Raw genomic sequence first — 225 nt, 5'->3', positions numbered from 1 at the left:
CGCTAAGTCCGTATCCTGCATCCGCCAGCACACATCCAAAGCGCACGTTGGCTGCCATCGTGCGGTCAATCTCGGCCAAAGCAATTTCCGGCTTGGATCGTGGCGTTCGGTGTTCGACTGGCACGCGGGCACGCTTCAAACGAGACACGTCGCTTGTCCAACTGTCAGGCAGAAAGAGACGCAACGCGACCATCACTGGCACTTCGCCGCGCGCAAGCGTCAAAG

At 59.6% G+C, this 225-nt stretch carries 1 protein-coding gene; it reads right to left on the bottom strand.

Going from position 1 to position 225, the window contains the following annotated elements; genetic code table 11:
* On the bottom strand, window positions 1-225 hold a 225-nt coding region (locus FNJ47_RS49310), incomplete at both ends, for a transposase (protein WP_163163907.1).

Origin of the sequence: Bradyrhizobium uaiense, assembly GCF_010811875.1 — a bacterium.
Classification (GTDB): domain Bacteria; phylum Pseudomonadota; class Alphaproteobacteria; order Rhizobiales; family Xanthobacteraceae; genus Bradyrhizobium; species Bradyrhizobium uaiense.
Note: the sequence above shows the minus strand (reverse complement) of the source record. Positions and strands in the feature narration are given on the sequence as shown.